Source organism: Shewanella mangrovisoli (genome assembly GCF_019457635.1).
GTDB classification, from domain to species: domain Bacteria; phylum Pseudomonadota; class Gammaproteobacteria; order Enterobacterales; family Shewanellaceae; genus Shewanella; species Shewanella mangrovisoli.
Genome location: NZ_CP080412.1, coordinates 2,813,176 through 2,834,013, shown reverse-complemented (window position 1 = coordinate 2,834,013; position 20,838 = coordinate 2,813,176). Strand labels below are relative to the sequence as shown.

22 protein-coding genes are annotated in these 20,838 nt (G+C 46.3%); 10 read left to right on the top strand and 12 right to left on the bottom strand.

The features are described from left to right. Positions 1 to 193 precede the first annotated feature (193 nt). Positions 194 to 1,597 (top strand): GGDEF domain-containing protein, encoded by a 1,404-nt coding sequence (locus K0H60_RS12495; protein WP_220055941.1) that lies wholly within the window; start codon positions 194 to 196, stop codon positions 1,595 to 1,597. 207 nt (positions 1,598 to 1,804) lie between these two features. Here K0H60_RS12495 and hppD read toward each other — a convergent pair whose 3' ends face one another. After that, the gene (hppD, locus tag K0H60_RS12490; protein ID WP_011623053.1) at positions 1,805 to 2,845 is read right to left on the bottom strand and encodes a 4-hydroxyphenylpyruvate dioxygenase; all 1,041 of its coding nucleotides are present in this window, start codon (positions 2,843 to 2,845) and stop codon (positions 1,805 to 1,807) included. Between the two features lie 113 nt (positions 2,846 to 2,958). Continuing rightward, a complete protein-coding gene (locus tag K0H60_RS12485) occupies positions 2,959 to 4,119 on the bottom strand; it encodes a homogentisate 1,2-dioxygenase (protein WP_220055940.1) in 1,161 nt (386 codons plus the stop codon). Positions 4,120 to 4,333: 214 nt separating this feature from the next. On the opposite strand from K0H60_RS12485, the gene K0H60_RS12480 reads away from it, so the two are divergent. Next, on the top strand, positions 4,334 to 5,248 hold the full coding sequence (locus K0H60_RS12480; protein WP_220055939.1) for a LysR family transcriptional regulator: 915 nt from the start codon (positions 4,334 to 4,336) through the stop codon (positions 5,246 to 5,248). 160 nt (positions 5,249 to 5,408) lie between these two features. Then, positions 5,409 to 6,203, top strand: coding sequence for a TIGR00266 family protein (locus K0H60_RS12475; protein ID WP_220055938.1), 795 nt, complete (start codon positions 5,409 to 5,411; stop codon positions 6,201 to 6,203). Between the two features lie 121 nt (positions 6,204 to 6,324). On the opposite strand, the gene K0H60_RS12470 is transcribed toward K0H60_RS12475, so the two are convergent. From K0H60_RS12470 to K0H60_RS12460, 3 genes are all read right to left on the bottom strand, one after another. After that, positions 6,325 to 7,584, bottom strand: a complete 1,260-nt coding sequence (locus K0H60_RS12470) for a lipopolysaccharide biosynthesis protein (RefSeq protein ID WP_220055937.1) — start codon at positions 7,582 to 7,584, stop codon at positions 6,325 to 6,327. Between the two features lie 447 nt (positions 7,585 to 8,031). Beyond that, complete coding sequence (locus tag K0H60_RS12465; RefSeq protein ID WP_220055936.1) at positions 8,032 to 8,370, bottom strand: hypothetical protein; 339 nt, start codon at positions 8,368 to 8,370, stop codon at positions 8,032 to 8,034. A gap of 75 nt (positions 8,371 to 8,445) precedes the next feature. Further along, complete coding sequence (locus K0H60_RS12460; RefSeq protein ID WP_088211570.1) at positions 8,446 to 8,907, bottom strand: EVE domain-containing protein; 462 nt, start codon at positions 8,905 to 8,907, stop codon at positions 8,446 to 8,448. 287 nt (positions 8,908 to 9,194) lie between these two features. Here K0H60_RS12460 and K0H60_RS12455 point away from each other — a divergent pair, with 287 nt between their 5' ends. Both K0H60_RS12455 and K0H60_RS12450 read left to right on the top strand, forming a co-directional pair. Further along, positions 9,195 to 9,575 carry a DUF6508 domain-containing protein gene (locus K0H60_RS12455; protein ID WP_220055935.1) on the top strand — a complete coding sequence of 127 codons (381 nt, stop codon included), beginning with the start codon at positions 9,195 to 9,197 and terminating at the stop codon, positions 9,573 to 9,575. Positions 9,576 to 9,703: 128 nt separating this feature from the next. Next, the gene (locus K0H60_RS12450; protein WP_220055934.1) at positions 9,704 to 11,428 is read left to right on the top strand and encodes an AMP-binding protein; all 1,725 of its coding nucleotides are present in this window, start codon (positions 9,704 to 9,706) and stop codon (positions 11,426 to 11,428) included. A 228-nt stretch (positions 11,429 to 11,656) separates the two neighbouring features. Here K0H60_RS12450 and K0H60_RS12445 read toward each other — a convergent pair whose 3' ends face one another. Continuing rightward, positions 11,657 to 11,920 (bottom strand): PGPGW domain-containing protein, encoded by a 264-nt coding sequence (locus K0H60_RS12445; protein WP_220055933.1) that lies wholly within the window; start codon positions 11,918 to 11,920, stop codon positions 11,657 to 11,659. 266 nt (positions 11,921 to 12,186) lie between these two features. On the opposite strand from K0H60_RS12445, the gene K0H60_RS12440 reads away from it, so the two are divergent. The 3 genes from K0H60_RS12440 to K0H60_RS12430 all read left to right on the top strand — a co-directional run bounded on the left by K0H60_RS12440 (position 12,187) and on the right by K0H60_RS12430 (position 14,940). After that, positions 12,187 to 12,939, top strand: coding sequence for a substrate-binding periplasmic protein (locus K0H60_RS12440; RefSeq protein ID WP_220053306.1), 753 nt, complete (start codon positions 12,187 to 12,189; stop codon positions 12,937 to 12,939). Positions 12,940 to 13,045: 106 nt separating this feature from the next. Continuing rightward, complete coding sequence (locus tag K0H60_RS12435) at positions 13,046 to 14,071, top strand: M14 family metallopeptidase (protein WP_220055932.1); 1,026 nt, start codon at positions 13,046 to 13,048, stop codon at positions 14,069 to 14,071. Continuing rightward, a complete protein-coding gene (locus K0H60_RS12430; RefSeq protein WP_220055931.1) occupies positions 14,071 to 14,940 on the top strand; it encodes an alpha/beta fold hydrolase in 870 nt (289 codons plus the stop codon). Before K0H60_RS12435 ends, K0H60_RS12430 begins: the two co-directional genes overlap by 1 nt. A gap of 85 nt (positions 14,941 to 15,025) precedes the next feature. Here the strand turns inward: K0H60_RS12430 and K0H60_RS12425 are convergent, their stop codons facing one another. Further along, complete coding sequence (locus K0H60_RS12425; RefSeq protein WP_011626453.1) at positions 15,026 to 15,433, bottom strand: YccF domain-containing protein; 408 nt, start codon at positions 15,431 to 15,433, stop codon at positions 15,026 to 15,028. 284 nt (positions 15,434 to 15,717) lie between these two features. Here K0H60_RS12425 and K0H60_RS12420 point away from each other — a divergent pair, with 284 nt between their 5' ends. Beyond that, positions 15,718 to 16,665, top strand: a complete 948-nt coding sequence (locus tag K0H60_RS12420; RefSeq protein WP_220058161.1) for a 1-aminocyclopropane-1-carboxylate deaminase/D-cysteine desulfhydrase — start codon at positions 15,718 to 15,720, stop codon at positions 16,663 to 16,665. Positions 16,666 to 16,668: 3 nt separating this feature from the next. Here K0H60_RS12420 and K0H60_RS12415 read toward each other — a convergent pair whose 3' ends face one another. From K0H60_RS12415 to K0H60_RS12395, 5 genes are all read right to left on the bottom strand, one after another. Next, positions 16,669 to 16,929 carry a hypothetical protein gene (locus K0H60_RS12415; RefSeq protein ID WP_220055930.1) on the bottom strand — a complete coding sequence of 87 codons (261 nt, stop codon included), beginning with the start codon at positions 16,927 to 16,929 and terminating at the stop codon, positions 16,669 to 16,671. A gap of 277 nt (positions 16,930 to 17,206) precedes the next feature. Further along, positions 17,207 to 17,380 (bottom strand): hypothetical protein, encoded by a 174-nt coding sequence (locus K0H60_RS12410; protein WP_023265706.1) that lies wholly within the window; start codon positions 17,378 to 17,380, stop codon positions 17,207 to 17,209. 534 nt (positions 17,381 to 17,914) lie between these two features. Further along, complete coding sequence (locus K0H60_RS12405; RefSeq protein ID WP_220055929.1) at positions 17,915 to 18,610, bottom strand: ChrR family anti-sigma-E factor; 696 nt, start codon at positions 18,608 to 18,610, stop codon at positions 17,915 to 17,917. Beyond that, positions 18,603 to 19,271 carry a sigma-70 family RNA polymerase sigma factor gene (locus K0H60_RS12400; protein WP_220055928.1) on the bottom strand — a complete coding sequence of 223 codons (669 nt, stop codon included), beginning with the start codon at positions 19,269 to 19,271 and terminating at the stop codon, positions 18,603 to 18,605. Before K0H60_RS12400 ends, K0H60_RS12405 begins: the two co-directional genes overlap by 8 nt. A gap of 115 nt (positions 19,272 to 19,386) precedes the next feature. Continuing rightward, the gene (locus tag K0H60_RS12395; protein ID WP_220055927.1) at positions 19,387 to 19,944 is read right to left on the bottom strand and encodes an LON peptidase substrate-binding domain-containing protein; all 558 of its coding nucleotides are present in this window, start codon (positions 19,942 to 19,944) and stop codon (positions 19,387 to 19,389) included. 96 nt (positions 19,945 to 20,040) lie between these two features. Between K0H60_RS12395 and K0H60_RS12390 the strand changes: the two genes are divergently transcribed. Then, entirely contained in the window at positions 20,041 to 20,655 is a 615-nt protein-coding gene (locus K0H60_RS12390) for a class I SAM-dependent methyltransferase (protein ID WP_220055926.1), read from the top strand. Positions 20,656 to 20,838: the final 183 nt, after the last annotated feature.

Genomic DNA, 20,838 nt, shown 5'->3' with positions numbered 1-20,838 from the left:
CTCTAGTCAGTTTTATATTACACTTGGCTTACGTTATTGCGCGTTGTCACCGCCCTTGGGTATCGAATTCTTGATGGTTAATTGATGCCAAGATAACGACAATTTTGTGAACAGAACTTTTTACTTGAATAGTCGTTTTATCTAAGTAATTCAGCGGTTAATAGTTTTAGCACTTTGCAGGGTTGATGACGGATTGAAGACATTGTTTACGCCATTTTTTCCACTACGACAGAGTAATACCGCGTTGTTATTGGCGGGTATCCTCTACTGGATTACGGGCGCTTTGGGGCAAACATTATTTAGTTTGCAGCCCGCGAATATCACTTTGATTTGGCTGCCATCGGGCGTGGCATTAGTCATGCTGTTGATGTGGGGGCGTAAGGCATTAGCGCTTATCTTTCTTGGTAGCTTTATGCTGAATATCCAAGGGATGGTGCAGGAGACATCGCTGCTTCTCTCGATAGCCCATACAGCGATGGCGGCCCTGATTGATATGCTCGCACCTGCTATGTCTATGTATTTGCTGAGACGTTTTTTACCTCTAGGCACCCGCAGTGCGAACGACTTAATGAAATTCGTGGTCGTGGCGGGCATAGTGCCTATTTTAGGTTCGAGCGCCTTACTATCGGGCAACTTAGTGCTGGGCGGCTATATTCAACCGAGTGAGTTTTGGAGTATGGGGCAAATGTTCTTCTTTGCCGATATTCTTGGGATAGTGTTGGTGTATCAGCTTTATGCGGGCTGGGTGGAACCTAATGCCCTGAAAATTGACCATAAACGGCATATTTTATTGCCGCTGATTGGTTTGCCATTATTTTGCCTGATAGGCGTAAGATTCGATTTAGGCTGGTTGTTTTATGTGATCCCGCCGCTGTTGGTTGTGCTCTCCTTTGAGGTGACACGCTTTTACCTTGCGCTATTTAGTAGCGCCTCCATGCTGTTCATGATTTTAGCGACGGCGCAGGGCTATGGCCCGTTTATTAATCCCACGCCGTTTCAAACCAATGCAGAGATGATGGCCTTTGTGTTGTCATCGGCATTAACCATTTTTGGCGTGTCATTACAGCGGGCACAGCTGCGTCGAACCGAGAGAGATAAGCAGACCGCGGTGCAAGAGGCGCTTTACGATCCGCTCTCTGGTTTGTTAAACCGCCGCGGTTTTATGCCACAGCTGGCGAATCTGGATACATCAACGACGTCTTATTCGGTCGCTATGTTGGATCTCGATAACTTTAAGATGATTAACGACACCTATGGTCACAGTGTGGGCGATAGGGTCATCCAGCTGTTGGCGCAGTTGATACACAATCACAGCCGCAGCCACGATATTGCTGCGCGCCTAGGCGGCGAAGAGTTCGCCCTTGTGCTTAGGGATATTGATGCAGCGCAGGTGCAGCCTGTACTTGAGCGTATTAGAAGATCCTTTGCTGAGATGTCGATAGCGGCCGAGGAACACACAATTTACTGCACTGTGAGCATTGGCTGGGTGGAGTATCAGCAAGGCATCGCTGGCGAGTCGTTGCTGCATTTGGCGGACAAGGCTTTGTATCAAGCCAAGGCAAAGGGCAAAAACACGATTGTAAAGTATCAAGCTTAAGCGCAATGCCAAGAGGTGTTGTTCGAATTGGCTATGCTCAAGCGGTTTATAGCCAAGGGGGCAAGGGGTGATACTCAAAAGGCCAAGTCGAAAGACAATAATCGAAAGGCCATCCGACAAGAGTGACAAACAACGGGTAACAATAGGACATAAAAAAACGGTACGCAGAGCGTACCGTTTTTGTTTCTTATGTATTAAAGGCTGCGATTACAGCACGCCGCGGCGCATTTGATCGCGTTCAATCGATTGGAACAGGGCGGTAAAGTTACCTTCACCAAAACCTAAGTTGTTCTTACGTTGAATGATTTCGATAAAGATCGGACCGAACAGGTTCTTAGTGAAGATCTGCAATAAATAGCCTGATTCGTCGCCGTCCACCAAAATTTGGTGATGCTTGATGCGCTCACGGTTTTCGGTCACTTGCGGGACTTTATCGAAAATGGTGTCGTAATATTCGGGAATAATATCCAAGCATTGGATCGAGCTACCTTCCATCGCATCCAAGGATTTTACGATATCACGGCTTCTAAAGGCTAAGTGCTGTACGCCAGGACCATTGTATTCCTTCAGGTATTCATCGATTTGGTTCTTATCGTTGCCTTTACCTTCGTTAATTGGGATACAGAAACTGCCATCGGGTGAGCGCAGAGCGTAAGACACCAGTGCGGTTTGTACACCGCTGATGTCGAAGTAGCGCACTTCGGTAAAACCAAAGATGTTTTTGTAGAAGTTCGCCCAATGCTCCATGGTGCCTTTGTAGACGTTATTGGTTAAGTGATCGACTTCGACAAAGCCTTTCTCTTGGGTGATCACTGGCTCGCTTAAGTCTTCAAAGTCAGTTGCATAGATATTGTTGTCGGCACCGAAGGTGTCGATAAAATAAATTAAGCTGTCGCCAATACCATAAATCGCCGGATAGGGTAGATCCTTGGCAGAATCGGCGACGGCTTTAGCACCGCGCTCTACCGCCACTCGGTGAGCAAAGCTGGCATCTTCTACACGCCAACCCATAGAGCTAATGGCAGGACCGTGGGATTTGGCAAATTCTGCCGAAAACCCTTCGCGCTCATTATTGAGCAGGAAGTTAATGTCATTTTGTTTGTAGTACAAAATGTCTTTATTCTTGGCTTTTTTCAGCAGTGAAAAACCAAAGTCGATAAACACTTTGTGCATAAAATCGCTGTCGGGGCTGGCGAATTCGGTAAATTCGATACCGAGTAAGCCCAGTGGATTGAGTTCGCTTGCCATGATCTGTTCCTCTTGATTAATTCAACACGCAGTCACTCTTGTTGCCTTGTTCGCTGTGGTGACTTACGGCTAGTCGGCTTAGTTAAGCCTTTCACTTATGCAGCGATGCCGCGTTAGTTTTCTAGCCAGGAGCGGTTGTAGTCTTTACTCATGCAATTTTGCACATGTTCGGTTAATTTCAGTGGGGCGAAGGTGTCCACCATCACTGCATATTCATAGGTTTCTTTTTTGCCAATCGAGGCTTCGGTGCGGCCGGGTTGTGGGCCGTGTGCCACCCCTTTTTGATGTAGGGTGATGTAACCGGCTTCAATCCCTGTTCGACTCATAAAGTCGCCGTCGACGTAGTACAGCACTTCATCACTATCAATATTGTTGTGATAGTAAGGTGCAGGAATGGCGCGCTCGTGGAAGTCGTAAGGACGCGGCACAAAGTTACACACCACAAAGTTGTGGGCGGTAAACACTAAGTGATCTGAAGGCGGTAAGTGGATTTTGCCGACTTTCGGCGCGTATTCGGTGATGTTAAATGCCCAGGGGTAAACACAGCCGTCCCAACCAACGAGATCAAAGGGATGCCACTCTAAGGTGGTCAGTTGGTACTTATCACCAAATTTACATACCAGCGGGAAGGCGCCACGCTCAACCACGGCATCTTGCAATACGGGCGTACGTAAGTCGCGCTCACAGTATGGGGCGGACTCGAGTAATTGACCGTATTCATTACGGAAATGCTTTGGCACTTCCACCATCGAAAAGGCTTCAATCACGAATAAGCGCACATTACTGTAATCGTTAAATTTGAGCTGATGTGTGGTGCCGCGTGGGATCACTAAGTAGTCCCATTTTTTAATCTCTAGGGTGCCATATTCACTGTAGAGCGTACCTTCACCTTCGTGCACAAACACCACTTCATCGGCGTAGGCATTGCGGTAAAACTCCGGCGTGTCTTGAGTCACTTTTGCGGTATAGATGGCCACATCATTGTTATAAAAGATTTTGTTGCGGGCGCTAAAGAAGTTGCCTTCGCGATCGGCCGTGCGAGAGTCCAATTTGTAGTTTTGAACTAATGAATCTTCCCACTGTTCACCGTGACCGAGGCGGTAGGGTGCGACTTCCAATGCCTTAGTCGGCATATTGTGGTGATATTTATTCGAGTAAATATTGGAAAAACCATGGGTTGAAAACAGCTCCTCACGGTATAACTCGCCGTTTTCTTTCTCAAATGCGATATGGCGCTTATGGGGGACTTGGCCTTGTTTCACATAAAATGGCATGGTGATTCCTTCAAAGTTGCGCTGCAGGCTTGCCTACACCGCGAGTCGTTATGCTGCAAGTTGCATTAGTGTGATCTTCTTATCAATTTAGTTGCTTGAATGAACAAAAAAAAGAATAATAAATCTGTTGTCTCCATCTAAAAATTAGATGGTATTAACTGCTTTACGCTTCGTAGCGTTTCCGTGACATGTTAATGAGAGCCTAGGAGTCCCCATGCGCATCGATATTGATGCTTTTAATGTGCTGCAAGTGCTGGTGGAAGAGGGCAGTTTTGCTAAGGCTGCCGAGCGTTTACATAAGGCGCAATCGGCGGTCAGCTATCAGGTCAAAAAGCTGGAAGAACACTTAGGTGTGCAACTTTTTAGTCGTGATCAATACCGCGCCGAGTTGACGAGTGAAGGGCGGGTGATCTTGGCCGAGGGCCAAAGACTGTTACAACACCTTGCCAATATTGAACATCTTGCCAGTCGTTTCAGTGAAGGTTGGGAGCCTAAGCTTGAGTTAGTGATCGATGGTGCCTTGCCGATGGAGCCGATTATGACGGCACTTAAACGGATGGCAGAGCATCAAATTCCAACAAAAATTCAGCTCAATATGGAGTTTCTCGGCGGTGTGCAGCATAGATTCGAGCGTGATAATGCGGATCTGATGTTGGTTAAAGACTACCGCACCGGCCCCTATTATCACCCACAGCCACTCCCTGCGATAACCAGTGTGCTGGTGACGAGCGCTTTACATCCCTTGGCACTATTAAAAAAAATCAGTTTGCCCGAGTTACAGCAGCATGTTGAGCTGACCATCGAAGATTCCTCCCCCAATAAAACCTATCGAGATGAGCTGCAATTTGGCGGCGATAAAGTGTTTTATCTTTCTGGTTTTATTATGAAAAAGAACGCGTTATTAAAAGGGCTCGGTTTTGGTTGGTTGCCAGATTTTCTGGTGCAGGAGGAGTTACTGAGTGGTGAGCTTGTGGAGGTCGACTTTGTCGGTGGCAGTCGCTATACCTTTACTCCCCAATTAGTGTCGACCCTAGAGCGTCCTTTGGGCCGTGCTGGCAAACTCTTTACCGAATTAATCCTAGAGGAATTTGCTAAGGCAGGGCAGTTTAACGGGGTGGGATTAGGTTAATCTTCTACTACTTGTCATGTTTTGAAACAACTTACTGACGAAACCTCGGGATAAAAATGACCGCCTTTTGACATTTTATGTCATAAAGTGAGTCCATTATCGTGGCACTGATGATTTCGACTTGCCACATTAATTGGACTAACAGAGTAAGGGGAATGGTATGTCTAGACGTTGCCATGAAGTGGACTATGAGATTATCGGTCACAGCATGCAGCTGGTTGAGGTGGAACTTGACCCGCACGAGACTGTGATCGCCGAAGCCGGCGCGATGAATTATCTGGAGCAGGACATTAGCTTCGAGGCCAAAATGGGTGATGGCTCCGAGCCTGAATCTGGCTTTTTTGGCAAGTTGGTGGGGGCAGGTAAACGTGTGCTGGCGGGGGAAAGCATCTTTATGACACACTTTACGAACCTCGGACATCAGAAACGGAAAGTGGCGTTTGCCGCGCCCTATCCAGGGACGATTTTGGCTATCGATCTCGCCCAATATGGCGGAGAGCTGATCTGCCAGAAAGACAGCTTTCTCGCCGCCGCCCTTGGGACTCGAGTGAGCATGAAGTTTAACCGTCGCCTAGGCACGGGCTTTTTCGGTGGTGAAGGCTTTATTCTGCAAAGTTTGCAGGGCGATGGCATGGCGTTTATCCATGCGGGTGGCACCTTAATAAAGAAAGAGTTAAAAGGCGAAACCTTACGCGTCGACACAGGTTGTTTGGTCGGTTTTACCCCTGGTATTGATTACGATATCGAGCGCGCTGGTTCATTGAAGTCGATGGTGTTTGGCGGAGAAGGGCTGTTTTTAGCGACCTTAAAAGGCCATGGCACTGTGTGGCTGCAGAGTCTACCCTTCTCGCGGATGGCGGATCGCATTATTGCTCACGCTCCTTCTGCTGGTGGTAGCGACCGCGGCGAAGGTTCAGTCCTCGGCGGGCTTGGTCGTATGATTGATGGCCGTTAAGTTATCGGTCGAATCGACATAAACCGTAAAATCGAGTCATCGCGCTTTCTATTGGTAAGGCATCTCAAACAAGCTCTTGAGATGCCTTTTTATTGTCGTTTTTGGTTTGCTTAAGCGGGTTTTATTGGTGTTTAAGACCTTGCTGAATGCGCTTTTCAACCTGTCTTGATAACAAATACATCATTAAATAACCTGTGCCTAAGGCCAAAATCACCGCCACAACATTTTCTGTATACAATCGATAAGCGTAGAAAGTGCCAATCAGTACGACGATACCACTAAGGCGTATGAGTAGACTTTGGGTAAAATAGCCATGGGCTTTGAGATTGGCTAACTGATAGCCATTAAGCATCATAAAGATAAAGAACATAGAAAAATGCATTAACACTGGGGCCGCTTTAAGGTATTGCTCGGGGAATAACCAAGCCACCAATGGCTTACTCGCGAATAACATCACCACGAAAAATATTCCGCTGATCCACAACGAAACCTTTGTCAGCCATGATTTAATTTGCTGAACTTCCTCAATGCGTTTTTCTCGCACACACACTGCGACTTCGGGTAGAACAAAACGGTAGATGGGGAAGACAAAAAGCAGGGTGAGGTATATGATCATCGGCCGCACCACCACTTGGAAATCCCCTAGCTCATCTATGCTGAAATAGGCAATCGTCAGCAGTACGGTAATGTAAATCATCAAGATACTGGCACCCGCTTCCATCGAGGCTGTTAGGCTTTTCTTCATAAAACTGCGTAACCCTGGATCAAAATGCACAACAGTTAAGGGCGGAGTGGCAATATCCTTGCGCCGTTTGAAGTACATATAGAAGGCAACGATGAGTGATGACAGTGTCATGCTATAAAAGAGAGATGCAATGGCAGTTTGTTGTAACCCATAAAAACAAAATAAAAAGCTGGTCACTTGCGCAAGCGGCTCAAGCCATGTCACGCGATTAGAAATGGCATAAAGCCGGTACATGGCAATTTGATTGGTAAAATAGACCTTGAGTCCCATACTCAAAATAATACCAACCAATTGAAAATATTCTACATTAAGGTGGAGTTTGTGTTTGATATAAGGTAACACAACGCCCCACGCGAGCAGCACCATGGCGATTAAGCTGTAGCGGAATATATTGGTGATATCCACATCTTGTTTGGTTTGTGAGTAGGTTACCACCATAGAGGAGCGAAACCCTGTCATCAGGATCAGCGACAAGGAAATGATATCGATAACAGTGTGATAGAGTGCGAGATCGGCTTTGGCTACCCATTGTGCTAACCAAAGTTTGAATAGAAAACCCACGACAATACTGGCCAAAGATGCCCAGAAGCCCGCAACAATTGCTTGCTTAACCCGTTGAAGTGATGTTTGTTCCATATTCAAAAATCCAGCGTTAGTTTGCGATCATTATTAGGATGGGATGCATGCAATTTGGCTTGTGCGTCATGCACATCATCCCATCAGGTTGGCGACATAATGGCTTTTTTGATGCTTGTTTTATTGAGTTGAAGCTGTGTTGCACGCCAAGGTTTTAAGATGCTTAGCATCGATACGGCTTCAGTTATTGCGTACCGCAGTAGCCGTTTATCTTATGTTTATGCGCAGCTTAATATTTGTAGAGTTTAACATTCTACCGATTCACGACCAAACTGCAGAACGTAAAGATATGATAAATATCAGCATGTTACTTAGTTGTAACATGCGTTGTGAATATAGCAATATTGATGTGGTAATCGAAAGAAAGCCAAGGGGAGTGGGATAAAAGCTTTGTATGCAACGATGGCACGCTCTAAAAATAGTAGAGCGTACCCATAAGTGACGCGCTTAATCAGTAATGATATTTACAATATCGAGGATCTTACGGCTCTTTTCATCGAGCTTGATAATGGAACCTTCGACTTCAATGCTGATTCTGCCGTCTCTGTCGATGGGGACTACGACGCGGCCGCGGTCATAAATATCGTAATCTAGGATATCGCCACGACGCAGTTTTTTCTGCCATCCGGGAGGGAGAGGCTGACCTTTATCGGCTTTCTTTTGTAAGCCGGGTGGTAAGTCTTTGTCTCGCTTGTCGTGCTCATGCTCATTCTTTGCAAAAGCGGCCATTGGGGCGACCAAACTGAGTACGACTCCGCCAATCAGTGTTGCAGTTAATTTATTCATACTAGCTCCCTTAGGAATTACGTGGTTGTGGTCAATCTAGCTTAGCTTAGATGAACTTTAGCTGAATATGTGCCCTTAGCGGGCGAGCATAAGCACGGCTTGCCATTGTTCTTCGGTAACAGGTTGAATACTCAGCCTAGAACCTTTAGAGACTAAGTACATATCGGCCAGTTGCGGCAAACTTTTGATCAAACTTAAGGGGATGATTTCCTTGAATTGTTTGACGAAACGAATATCCACCCTTAACCAGCGTGGCTGCTGTGGATCGGATTTAGGGTCAAAATACTTTGATTCAGGGTCAAAGGCCGAGCTGTCAGGATAGGCCTCCGTCACGACTTCGGCAATGCCGACGATGCCGGGGACTTTGCAACTTGAGTGGTAAAAGAAGACTTGATCGCCAATTTGCATCGCATCTCGCATAAAGTTACGCGCTTGGTAGTTACGGATCCCAAACCAAGCTTCAGTTTGATTGGGGCAAGCCTTAAGATCGTCGATACTAAATTCGTCGGGTTCCGATTTCATCAGCCAGTAGTTCATCTTTTATCCTTCACAAAAACAGCCTGTCTCTTCGAGTTAATGCATTGAGTTTATCTTACTTTTTGTTTGCCTCACAGTTAACCGTACTCTGAGCAGATTATTGAGAGCGTTAAGTCAGCGTTCAGTTAACCCAGCTTACCCTGTTGTCACTATCGAGTCTGGTATGCCTTATGCACTGGTGCTATGACGCCGCGAATTGATGCAAAGTTGGCAGCTTTAGATCCTAATCCAAGCTTTTTTCAATACCCGACTTTTATATGAGTGATGTTGAGACAGTGAGGTGTGCTATGGAAACTTCAGCAATGACCACAGACAGTGGCCTATACACTAAATACCTTAAAGATTTTACCGCGGGAGATGTGAGCCTGCACCGCGATCGCATGTTGGAATTTATCAGCGATTTAACCACTCAGGGCTGGTTACTGGCGAATTTCACTTGGGATTATTGGTATAACAACAGTTACTTAGTCGATAAACCCGCTTATATCCGTGATGCCAGTGTCGCGCAATGCCGCCTATTATTAACTGCGATGACTCGCCTCGAAGTGTTCAGCCCTGGGGTGTTAGAGAATATGCGCCGCCAAGGGGTATTGCTGGCGATTATGGAGCGTTTGCAGCGTTTAGAGGTGATAACCACCGATAAACAGGTGGCGTTTATTACCCGTTAATCAAGACGTTCGAGTAATAGAACATCCTTACTCTTTAGTCTAATACCGTGCTTTTTTACTTGTGACATGTTCCGAGGATTGGTTAGTTTGAATCCCGCTAACCATAATAAAAAAGCACGGAGGCCTTAATGTCTGTTTCAACGACTCAAGCAATAAATCAAGCCACTCATCCTCTCAAATACAGTGAGTTCCGGGGGCCTAATTCCCCAGAGCTCGTTGAAAAAACCATAGGACAGTACCTTAACGATATCGCTAACGCTTATCCCGAACAGTTAGCTGTTGTTGTGAATCATCAAGATATCCGCTGGAATTACCGCCAATACCTTGCACAAATTGATGCCTTGGCCACAGGTTTACTCAAACTGGGCATAGGTCCTGGGGATCGCGTGGGCATTTGGTCGCCAAATAATATTGAGTGGTGTCTAACCCAATTCGCCACCGCCAAAATTGGCGCCATCATGGTGTGTATCAACCCTGCTTATCGGCCCGAAGAATTACAATATGCCCTGACTAACGTAGGCTGTAGGGCGGTGATCTGCGCCGATAAATTCAAGTCCAGTAATTACTTGCAGATGCTCTACGAGTTAGCGCCAGAGCTTATGGTGTGCGCCGCAGGGCAATTGCAGGCCAAGGCGTTGCCCGAGTTACAATTTGTGATCCGCATGGGGGCAGAGCAGTCTCCCGGCATGTTGAACTTTGATGATTTATTGGTTGAAGTGACGGCCGATGACAAGGCGGCGCTAGAGCAAATCGCCGAGTCACTTAGCCCTTATGATGCGATTAATATTCAATTTACCTCTGGCACTACGGGGAGCCCAAAGGGTGCGACCTTATCGCACCATAACATCCTGAATAATGGCTACTTAGTGGCCGAGGCGATGAAGTTTACCTGTGAAGATAAGCTCTGCATTCCTGTGCCTTTATATCATTGCTTTGGCATGGTACTCGGGAGCTTAGTGTGCCTTGCTAAGGGCGCGGCGGCGGTTTTTCCTGGGGACTCCTTTGATCCGCTAACCACCCTAGAGGTGGTAGAGCGTGAACGCTGCACCGCACTGCACGGCGTACCGACCATGTTTATTGCGGAGTTAGAGCACCCCGAATTTAAGCGCTTTGACTTAAGCTCGCTGCGTACCGGTGTTATGGCGGGAGCGACTTGCCCAGAAGAAGTGATGCGCCGGGTACAAAACCTGATGTATATGCAGGAAGTGTTAATTGGGTATGGTCAAACCGAGTGCAGCCCGCTGAATCACATTACCGAAATCGACTCACCGGTAGAGAAGCGTGTGCTGACCGTGGGCCGTGCTTTACCCCATACCGAAGTGAAAATCGTCGATGAATTTGGTGAAGTGCTGCCGATAAATACACCCGGTGAAGTCTGTAGCCGTGGGTATTGCATAATGCAGTGTTACTGGAACGATCCTGAAAAAACGGCGGCAACCATCGACAGTGAAGGCTGGCTGCATTCTGGCGATATTGGGCAAATGGATGAGCAAGGCTATGTGCAAATTGTTGGTCGCATTAAAGATATGATTATTCGCGGTGGCGAGAATATTTATCCCCGTGAGATTGAAGAGAAACTCTATACCCATAAAGATGTGCAAGATGCAGCAGTGTTTGGGGTGCACAGTGATAAATATGGCGAGGAAGTGTGCGCGTGGATCAAGGTTCGCAGTGGCGCCACGATTTCAGAGGAGGATATTCGCCATTTCCTCACCGAAAAGTTCGCCTACTTTAAAGTGCCTCGCTACATCAAGTTTGTGGAGCAGTATCCCATGACTGTCACGGGCAAAATCCAGAAATTTAAAATGCGTGAGCTGATGTACCAAGAGTTATATGAAGATATTAATGCCTAGGGCGTGTTGACGTTTTGAGATGAAATCCTTCGGGCAGCGTTTAGCTGGCGTTTCTGCTGCGTTATCGTCCGTTTATGTAGAATAACTACACAGCACGGACTCTGCCTTGCATAAACGTCAGCTACATCGCTGCAAAATACCCCTAAAACGTCATCACGCCCAAGGGCACATAAGATAAATCAACCCAAGTTCGAGAGCTTGGGTTGATGTTTAGGTGGAGACTCAAGATTATCGGTGGCGGCGAATTTGATTATCGAGCCAAGCCGCACTTTTGCTTAATTGTCGCTGACTTAGGCGCAGCCAACGTTTTGCCCAAGGATACTGGGTACTTAAGAGGGTTAACCCTATCAGGATAAACAGCAGTCCCGGTCCGGGTAAGAGTAAAAATATCCCTCCGACAAAGGTAAAACATGCCCCTATCACGGTAATGACGGTTCGAGTCATCGCTGGATGCATAAAAGTCAACTTACTGTCTTTGAAAGAAATTGGCATATCGCGTCCCCTCAGATTGACTTCATCAGCTTGGCCTCATCTTCTACTTTTCGCCGTGTGTATGACGACAGTGAGTATCGATGCTCGTTTCAGTCTACTCTTATCATTTCTGCTTAAACCAGCTTCTCGTCGGGTAAATATGTAACAAATATTCACTGTACCTTGAAGCATCGCTGATTATACTGAAAAGAGTTTAACCGATGAGCATGTGATGAATTGTTTGTTTTTCAATCCATTAAAACAGATGATCCTTTGATGGAGGTGTTATGTTCCGCTGGTGCCTACTGATGCTCTGTTGCCTTTTCGCCACGGCCAATAGCGCATTTGCCGATACGCTTAAGCTCACCTCATTACTCTGGCCGCCTTATTCCGGTCAGCAACTGGCACAACAAGGGGCCAGTGTCGCGGTCGCTCAAGCCGCCTTCGAACGTATGGAACAGCAACTGGTCGTGGATTTTTACCCTTGGAGCCGGGCGATAAAATTGGCGGCCATGCCAAGCTCCGATTACATTGGCTATTTTCCAGAATATTATTTTGAAACGGACAAGTTTGTTTTTTCAAAACCGATAGGGATCAGTCCATTAGGCATTGTTGAGCAAAAATCACATCCCATCAGCTGGCACTACTTAGCCGATCTGAACCGCTATACCTTAGGGGTGGTGAAGGACTATGTAAATACCGACTCCCTAGATCTGATGATTGCTTCTGGTACACAGCCCGTCGAGGCCGTGATCTCCGATGAACAAAACATCAAGAAGGTGGCAGCCGGTCGCATCGATGGTGCAGTGATTGATGTCAACGTACTCTATTACTTGTTAAAGCAGCCTCATCTGCAGCCATTGGCGGATAAATTACAGGTGAATAAACAACTGCTTGCGAATAAACAGCTCTACGTCGCGTTTCGTAATACCGAGGAGGGGCGCCATTGGCGAGATGTTTTCGACCAAGGCTTAGCTCAGCTGGATATTGAGAGTATTATGGGGGAGTTGTTGTTTCAGGAGGAAGTGACACGCCACTAAAGTGAACTTGGCTTTGGCTTAATCTGTTGTCATAAATGTGTCGTGGTTCGCCATTAATATCGTCCTAAGGCTATGAGTCGATGCTCATTTCACTTTCTAGGATGATATGAATAACATTCCATTCGAGTTAGATACACTATCGCAACTCATTGATAATCATCATCTTAAACTCAAATATCAGGTTCTTGCCGACATTCCATTTCGGCACCAACATTTTCCGCTCTACAGTGTCGAGTTAGGCGTCACCGAGCGCTCTTGTCCGACAGTGTTATTCGTCGGCGGCGTGCATGGGGTGGAGCGGATTGGCTCCCAGGTAATTTTAGCTTTGCTTAACAGCCTGTTGCAGCGCCTTGCGTGGGACAAACACCTACAAGCGTTATTAACAGACATCCGCTTAGCCTTTGTCCCTGTGGTGAATCCCGTCGGGTTACTGCTGGGGAGTCGCGGTAATGGAAATCAGGTCGACTTGATGCGCAATGCCCCGATAGAGTCCCGGGAAAAAGTGTCTTTTATGGTTGGAGGGCAGCGGCTCTCCTCTAAGTTGCCTTGGTTTCGTGGTCTTGGCGGTATGGAGCTCGAAACCGCGGGGCTGGTGGCTTATGTGCAACAATTGCTTAGACAAAGCACCAGTCTCATTTCCCTCGATGCGCATTCTGGTTTTGGTTTGACGGATCATATCTGGTTTCCCTATGCCCACACGCGCGCGTCCTTTGAAAATGCCCACTTCATTTATCACTTAAAGCAATTATTTGAAGCTAGCTATCCCCATCATGGCCATTATCGGCTTGCGCCCCAGAGCCAGTTTTATCGCACCCATGGTGATATTTGGGATTACTTGTATCGCCAGCATCATGCCCAAGATCCTCAAGCAAATATTCCATTCTTACCTTTGACCTTAGAGATGGGCTCGTGGGCATGGATTAAAAAAAATCCAAGGCAAATATTTAATTTTGCGGGGTTTTTTAATCCGCAAAAAACACACAGACACCACAGGATTTTACGTCGGCACACAGTACTGATGCAGTTCTTGATGGAGGCGGCGTATGCACGGGAATTAGAAGGGCTGACGCCCGAACATCTCACACAACTTACACAGAGTGCGCAGCAGTTTTGGTATCGGGAGCGTTTTTGATGACAACTTGGGTATTACTCAGGGGCTTAATGCGGGATCAACGCCATTGGAATGGCTTTGACCAAAGGTTAAGGCAAAAGGGTTGCAGAGTGTTCACCCCTGACTTGCCCGGCAATGGGATCCTCACTCACCAAGCCAGCCCTTTAACTATCGCTGAATATGCCAGCTCGGTATGGCAACAATTGGATGAGCAATTAGCGGGACAAGCCTTTTATCTGCTGGGCTTATCGATGGGCGGCATGCTCGCCATGGAAATGGCTAAGCAGCGCCCGGAGCAGATAAAGCACCTATTTGTATTGAATAGCAGCGCGGCTAACTTATCGCCCTGGTATCAACGATTTAATGGATTGAATGCTCTGCGTGCTTGGCTCAATCGTTGCCGTGGTCGACAGCTTAATCCCATCGAATCGACGATTGTCCGCTTAACCAGCTATCGCCATCGGCGCGATATTGCCTTGATTGAGCGTTGGAGCCGATATCGCCACGAGTCGACGCCATTTTTCAGCAATGCATGTCGTCAGTTGTGGGCGGCGTTTCGTTATCGCTGCCCAGCGTCTTTAACTGTGCCCGTCAGTATTTTATCGGGTGATCGTGATGCCTTAGTGAATATTCAAACCAGCAGGGCATTAGCACAACAGTTTAAGGTCGACTTGGTTGTCTTGGCCTATTGTGGTCATGACATCACCATAGATGCGCCAGCTAAACTGGCGCATTATCTATTCGAAATCATAAGCCTAGAGCAAGGGGATGGGAGTGCGTCGTTTGCAGATTGTGGCGATTTGCTCGATGAGGAAACCGCCTTTCATGAGGCAAGGTTAGTGCAGTCACTGCCAAACTATTTATCAGCACTACCTACTGACGTAGAGTAGTGCTGAGTGATTTGCCTTACGCTTTAGCGACTATGATTACTACGCTTTAGCGACTATGATTACTACGCCTTCGCTACTGTGGTTATTACGCTTTCGCTACTATGGTTTGCCCGATCGGCGTCAGGCTTAATAGCGCCAGCTTGATATGTTGGATCCCAAAGGGGATACCAATAATCGTCACAAAGCAGGCGAGGGCATGGGCTAAATGACCTATGGCCAACCAAATCCCAAACAGCAAGAACCAAATAATATTGCCTACCATGCCAAAGGCGCCAGTGCCTAAATCTTCACGTCCGGTTAAATGGCGACGATTCATTTGTTCCTGCCCAAAGGGCCAGAAGGTCAATTCGCCAATCACAAAGCAGGCTCGGCCGAAGGGAATACCAATAATACTGATAAAACACAAAATCCCCGCGAGCCACCAGGCGAGTCCCATCACAAATCCACCAAGGACAAACCAAGCGATATTGAAAATTAACCGTAAAAGCGACATTGAATACTCCTTAACTCATTTTAAATCTGTGTTGGAATGATGTTGGCCAACACACAGGATCATTAATTGATACTTAAATGGTGTAAGCGAGAATTGTGCCAAAATATTTTTCATTATTTATCAATAAGATGTTTATGTTGATGACTGTGTGACGTTGTAAAAAATGCTAGATTTTCGCGAAAATGCTTAATAATTACGGACGATGTAGACAAGCTCGCGGTACACTAACGGCCTTGTTTCCTTCGAGTGTATTCATGTTAGCCAATAGCCAGTTGAGTCAAAGCTTGCTCTCTAAGAGTCCAGTAGAGTCTTTTTCCTTTGCCGGGCGCGAGATATTTCTCAAGCGAGACGATTTATTGCATCCTGCGTTTAGTGGCAATAAAGCGCGTAAGTTTGCCTATTTTCTAGATCATGAGTTTACTGGTGTGACTAAGCTGATTGGTCATGGCTCTGCGCAGGCTAACTCGTTGTATTCTCTGTCGGCGCTCGCCAAGCTAAAGGGCTGGCAGTGCGATTTTTATGTTGATCATATCGCTAGCCATGTCCGCACATTGCCGACGGGCAACTATGCCGCTGCTATTGCTAATGGTACGCGTGTCATTGATTTATCAAGCCTGATTGCAGCCAATCCTTCTCTTCATCGTGAGCCTAATTGGATTTGCCATGACTATATTGAGCAGCAAGTCTTGCCTGCTGAGCCTAAGGCTTTGTTTATTCCCGAGGGCGGGCGCTGCCAGTATGCGCAATATGGCGTCAGTCAGTTAGCCGCCGAAATAGCCGCTTGGGCCGAGTCTCAGCATATTTCCGATCTCAAGGTGTTTTTACCCGCAGGTACAGGTACGACGGCGCTTTTTTTAAATCAGTATTTTGTGCGTCAGCAATTGAATATTCGAGTGCTTACCTGCGCCGTTGTCGGCGGCGATGAATATTTAACGCAGCAGTTTTATGAGTTAAATCCCAACTCTGCTGAACATCCACAGATTTTGAATGTGGGGAAGAAATACCATTTTGGGAAACTCTATCCTGAGTTTTATGCCATGTGGCAACGACTCTGTGCCAGCGGTGTGCAATTTGAATTACTCTACGATCCCTTAGGCTTTATGGTGTTAGAGGATTATTTACGGCGCGAGCAACATGCCTCCATTCTCTATATTCATCAGGGTGGGCTATTAGGAAATCAAACCATGTTGCCAAGATACAGACGAAAATACGGTGAGGGTGATGCAGGATAGCGTTTAGCCAACTAACTTATTGCGCTTTAATATTTTGTGGGCGCGTGTGGCTATCTTTTCTAGATGTTTAAGATCTTTCAATCCCGGCGTATCGGTTGAATATTGCCAGTAGCTTATTTCAGCATCCAACATTTCCAGCATTTTTTTAGAACAGCCTAAACACTCACCTTGGCACATTTGCGCTTCATCTAAGTTGAGCGGAATAACCTGTTTAATCTGGGTTATTAAGGTCAGCATAGCCGTTTTAGTATCGGGTTTTGACATAGAAAATACATTCACAAACTGAGTGAGTGATTATATTAGCAGGGGAAAATGCAGATTAATTTGATCTAGGTTAGTGGAATACACATTTGGTTCGGCACGTATCTGTGTGAGCTAGATACCGCCTGAACCAAACGAGTTCGTCATTCGACGTAAGGGGATAGCAAATCGTGATATTGGGCTATCTATTTCGGTCATTAGGCTTCGGTATGGCGAGGAAAATGGGAACCGAATAAACCTAAACACCGTTTTGGGTACTCTCAGGAGTACACCATGAGACTTATTTATTTGCCGACAATAGCCATTTCATAAAGTTTAAGGCTTCGGTACGCTTTGAAAAAGTCTGTTTGTTTTTACCTTGTCTATCGGTAAAAGCAATGGATGTTTTGTTAACTGAAATAGAGTCTACAGGGAAGTTCACTGTGATTTCATGTCCGTTAATTTTGTATGACATAGGCCACACTCCTTTTAATTCAATTCACCCTTAGGTGAGTAAGTTATAACAATAAAATATCCTTAGCATAATTGCGAAAGATGATACTAATGAGTCTTGAGGTTACCCATTCCATGAGCATTAATCAAGAGATGCCTTATTGATAACTAATGCATATCAGCGATTATGTCAATGGAATATCTCAATTAGCCCAGTTGACCATAGCAAAGTGACAATACTATGACATTGGTTTAATTAAATAGTTCACTGTTTTTGAGTCGATGCAGAAAATCACTAACTCATTATTTTTGTGGGACTTACTTGTAGTAGGCTTTCTTCGTGAGGATCGTTTTTGTCATTGCTTACGCGAATTGACGAACCGATATAAAAAGGATAACGACAAGATACTTCTCAAAACGGTGGGCAGTATAACAGCAAAATTCCCGCTGGCAAGTTTATTTTTTACTCAGCGGGAAATAAGTTTGTTTGTGTTTTGTTGTAATTTTGCGTTTATCGGTTATCCACTCTGCTAGCTTATTTTAAATGTCTGCGAGATTAATAAATCAGCTCACCAATGGGATTCAATAATTTACTGAGCCCTTTGGTAAAATATAAAGGCGCATCTAATACTGTGTAGCAGAGGCACCCAGACTGGGTTTTGGGTGAATGATGCGTGTTGCCATCTAAGATGATGAAATCGCCGGGAACATACTGCCCGTTGAGATCCGAAAATTCTCCTGCCAATAACAGGGTTAGTTCGTATCCCTTATGGGTATGCTGCGGGATCTCACCTAAGGCGTCGATATGCAATAGGCTGGCGCGGGTGTGGCTTTCATTCACATCGAAACGCATTCGGCTGACTTTACCAATCTGCTGCCACGGATGAGCGATATGTTGACGAAAGACTGTAGGGATCTCATAGCGCACATGCTTATGATTTAGGGAAACCGTCGCTTTGGTGAGATAGTCGTTTTCAGTTGGCGTTGCTTCTGGCAAGTCCATAATATGCGACAACATTTGCTGCCAGGCGTCATCTTGTGCGGTATCGGTTTCGCTGATAAAAGCAGGTTCAGTGGTTTGGCTCGGCGTTAAAAAGGCGAGTTCTGCCGCTTGTTCCGTAAAGCGGCTGACTTGCGATTGACACTCATGGCAAAGGGCACAATGGGCCGCAATGGCAATCGACATAGACAACGGCAGCTCGCCTTGTGCATGGGCTAATAGCAAATCGGTATGGGGATGATGTTTAATCATGTTGCGTCTCCAAAAAGCTTTTCAGCTTTTCTAACCCCAATCTGAGTCGCGATTTTATCGTACCAATCGGGACTTTTAAGGCATCGGCTAATTCTTGTTGCGTGAGTTCTTGCATATAGATCCCTTGAACCACTTGGCGTTGAGGTAGGGGCAGGGCATCTAAATGCGCGAGTAGCTTGGCGGTGAGTTTATGATCTGGGCCGCTTTCTTGACTGACGGCGACATCGTAAATAGGCCAAATATCATCCCCGAAGGCATCTTCACGATTATGTTGGATGCGCCTGAGCATGTCGAAACACTGGTTGCGCATAATGGTAAATACCCAGGTCGCCACCGAGCCTTTGTCGGCATTGTATAAATGGGCCTTGGTCCACACTAAGGTCATGGTTTCTTGCACCAGATCCATGGCCAGCCCTTGCTGATTTAAGCGTTGCAGACCGAATGCGCGAATTTTGGGCATAAAGTGGCTGAACAATTCCGCAAAGGCGGCTTTATCCCGTTGATTCGCGACTCTTAGAATGGCGCGCGCTAAAGGATCCGCATCTGTGACTGGCTCATCGGCTGTTGAAATAGTGCTATCGTTTTCCATAGCCATATCGATAGGGGATGATAACTGTCTATCATAGCGATTTTGCGCTAAACGTGATTGAAAATTTTCCATTATTAGCTCTTTACTTAAGGTTCAATCCAGTCTGAACATCACAAAAGATGTTACGTCAGGGCCGACATTCGATAAGCATACAGAGCAATACGTGGCGCGCGGGAGGTTGGATCACTTAAGCGGATTGAATGACAGTATGTAATAAATCCTGTGTTAGTTGATGATCTAATGCATTGATACAAGCGTATTTCTCGGCAGCTTGAACCGGCAGAATTTCTAACCAGCGCTGGCACACCCAGGCGATATCTTCAAATTGTTCCACCTGATAATGTTGCAGGTGCAGCGGGAACTCCTTAAGAATGTTTTGCAGCATCTCACTCAAGTAACGCTCATCGTCTTCAATCGGTGCACTCGGCCAATTATCGATAAGTTTCACCTCGGCGCGCTTTAATCCGTCCGACTCTATGCAGATATCGCCGAGTGTGAAGCGTTGTTTTCCTTGAATGCTTATTCCGAGCATACCATCAGGTAAGGTTTCAAAATCGATGATATGCACCAGCGTGCCGATGGGATAAATGGTTTTGCCATCCTCCGATGTCATACACAGGCCAAAGCCATCCGCCGATTTAAGGGATTCAGCGACTAAGCGTTTATACCTAGGTTCAAAAATGCGCAACTGAGTATATCCCTCTGGTAATAAACAGATTGGCAAAGGAAAAAGAGGTAATTTCATAGTGGCCTCAAGTGAACTTATGTCTATATCATTACGTACCATATACAGAATTTGATCAGTGTACCAAGCAATAACCGATTCATTTAAGGGGATGAGATGAAGTTAAATCCATTCGAGAAAAAGTTAGTCCAGCATCCGCTGCGTTTTTGGTTGCAAAACCATGTTGAAGCGCCATTGCTGACTTCTATGATGCCCAAACCCCTTCCTTATATACGTCACGCACTCGAAATTGGTTGTGGTTTTGGTAACGGAATTCAGTTGATCCGCGACCATTTTGGGGCCGAGCAAGTGACGGCCGTCGATCTTGACCCTGAGATGGTCGCAGCCGCCAAAGCGCGCTGGCATGATTCACCCCATGGGTTAAGCCAATTGGAATTTAGTGTTGCCGATGCTACTGCGTTGCCTTTTGCAAATGCCCAGTTTGATGTGGTGTTCAATTTTGCCGTGTTTCACCATATTCCCGATTGGCAAGCGGCGGTTGCCGAGGTGGCAAGGGTGCTAAAACCCAACGGTTACTTTGTGGTGGAAGATTTATACCGCGCCGCCATTTGCAATCCCTTGAGTCGACGGTTGTTTGAGCATCCACAACAGAATCGATTTAACCATCAAGAATGGTTAACAGGACTGCGCCAAGGGGGATTTGAGATCCTCTGCGAGAGAAATCTTCTCAATCTTTCGGGCATGGTGCTGGCCCAAAAACGCATGGTATAAAGGGGAGAATTGCGGCGATAGATGCGCGATAGCCGTAAGCGAATCACGTATTTATCGGGACGCCTGCCGAACGATAAAGGATTGCCGAGTGATTGTAATTTTTAGATAAAATCGACTTATCGCATGGTTCTCATGGTGAGTTTACCGCTATAATTTAGCTTAATCCGTCACTGGTGAGGAAAG